Here is a 1924-nt window from a genome sequence, read left to right on the forward strand (position 1 = left end):
GGGGGGGGGGGGGCGGGGGCCCCCCCGGGGGGGGCGCCCCCCCCCGGGGGGGGGGGGGCGCCCCCCCCCGTCGTGCGTGCTGCCGGTCGTCACACCGCCGCTGCCACCGCTGCCGCACCGGCCCGACCGCTGTGCCCGCGGCCTACGCGGGCGCGTACGCGCGCGGGGCGGCGGGGTCGGACCGGCCGGGCACGGGCAGGGCCGTGACCGAACGCGCGCGAGCCGTACGCGTACGCGCACGGGGCCGACGCCACCAGCCGCTCCGCAGCCTCAATGGCATCTGAGCCGTACGCGTACGCGCGCGAGGCCGGCGGAACGGGCTGGCAGAACGGGTGAACAGAACCCGCCGACAGACCGGCAGCAGTCAGCGGCGCGTCAGCGGACCGTGTAGTGGACGACGTCCTCCAGGAACGGGATCTCCAGCCACGGATCGGGCTGCGTCATCATCGACAGCAGCGCGATCAGGGTGCCGAGCAGGCCGTAGGTGACCATGTCGGTGAAGCGCGACCGGACCGCGAGCATGCCGACCGACGGCAGCACCCAGCGCAGCACCGCGCCGACCAGCAGCGAGATGCCGATCACCAGGGTGCCGGCGCGGTGCGCGTCGAGCGCGACGACGAGCAGTCCGGCGGCGACCCCGGCGAGGACCGTGAGCAGCGGCCACTGGCGGGCCGGTGCCGGGGCCTGGCCGCTGGCCGCGCGACCGCCGCCCTCGGGGCGTGCGGTGTCCCGGGTGATCAGCGGGAATCTGCGCGAGGGGCGCCCGGGGCCGGAGTGGCGCTGGGCCACCGTCCCGGCCCGTGGGCCCTGCGCGGCCCCAGGCAGCGCTGCTGCGGCGGCCGTGCCGCCCTCACCGCTCGCGTGCGCACTCATGGCTGACGGCCCCTCTCCCGGCTTCTGGTTCAGTCCTGTGCCGCGTCCGCGGTGAGCGTCCGCTCGGCGGCCTCGACGACGTTGACGAGCAACTGTGCCCGGGTCATCGGGCCGACGCCGCCCGGGTTGGGCGAGAGCCAGCCGGCGACCTCGGACACGCCGGGGTCCACGTCGCCGGCGATCTTGCCGTGTTCGTCGCGGCTGACGCCCACGTCGAGTACGGCGGCGCCCGGCTTGATGTGCTCCGCCTTGATGAGGTGGCGCACGCCGGCCGCGGCGACGACGATGTCGGCCTGCTGGAGGAGGGCCGGCAGGTCACGGGTGCCGGTGTGGCACAGGGTGACGGTCGCGTTCTCGGTCCTGCGGGTCAGCAGCAGGCCGATGGAGCGGCCGACGGTGATGCCGCGGCCGACGACGACGACGTGGGCGCCGTCGATCTGCACGTTGTGGTGGCGCAGGAGTTGGATGATCCCGTACGGGGTGCAGGGCAGCGGGCCCGGTTCGCCGATCACGAGCCGGCCCAGGCTCATCGGGTGCAGCCCGTCGGCGTCCTTGGCCGGGTCCATCAGCTCAAGCACCCGGTTGGTGTCGATGCCCTTGGGGAGCGGCAGTTGGACGATGTAGCCGGTGCACTCCGGGTCGTCGTTGAGTTCGCGGACGACCGCCTCGATCTCCTCCTGGGTGGCGGTGTCGGGCAGTTCGCGCCGGATGGAGGCGATGCCGACCTGTGCGCAGTCGCGGTGCTTGCCCGCCACGTACCAGGTGCTGCCCGGGTCGTCACCCACCAGCAGGGTGCCAAGGCCGGGGTGGACGCCCTTCGCCTTGAGCGCCTCGACGCGGGTGGTGAGTTCGGACTTGATCGCGGCGGCCGTGGCCTTGCCGTCGAGAATCTGGGCGGTCATGGACCCATCCTCCTGGATAAGCGGGGACCGGTGCGGCCCCCCCCGGGGGGGGGGGGGGGGGGGGGGCGCCCCCCCGCCGGCGGGCGGGCGGCGGCGGGGCCGGGGGGGGGGGGGGGGGGGGGGGGGGGGGGGGGGGGGGGGGGGGGGGG

At 75.9% G+C, this 1924-nt stretch carries 2 protein-coding genes; both read right to left on the reverse strand.

All coding sequences use genetic code 11. The features are described from left to right. Positions 1-375 precede the first annotated feature (375 nt). Entirely contained in the window at positions 376-873 is a 498-nt protein-coding gene (locus AAHZ94_RS33380) for a DUF3017 domain-containing protein (protein ID WP_349997446.1), read from the reverse strand. 29 nt (positions 874-902) lie between these two features. Further along, complete coding sequence (locus AAHZ94_RS33385) at positions 903-1775, reverse strand: bifunctional methylenetetrahydrofolate dehydrogenase/methenyltetrahydrofolate cyclohydrolase (protein ID WP_349997447.1); 873 nt, start codon at positions 1773-1775, stop codon at positions 903-905. Positions 1776-1924 lie beyond the last annotated feature (149 nt).

The organism is Streptomyces sp. HSW2009 (assembly GCF_040240285.1).
In the GTDB taxonomy this organism is placed as follows: Bacteria; Actinomycetota; Actinomycetes; order Streptomycetales; family Streptomycetaceae; genus Streptomyces.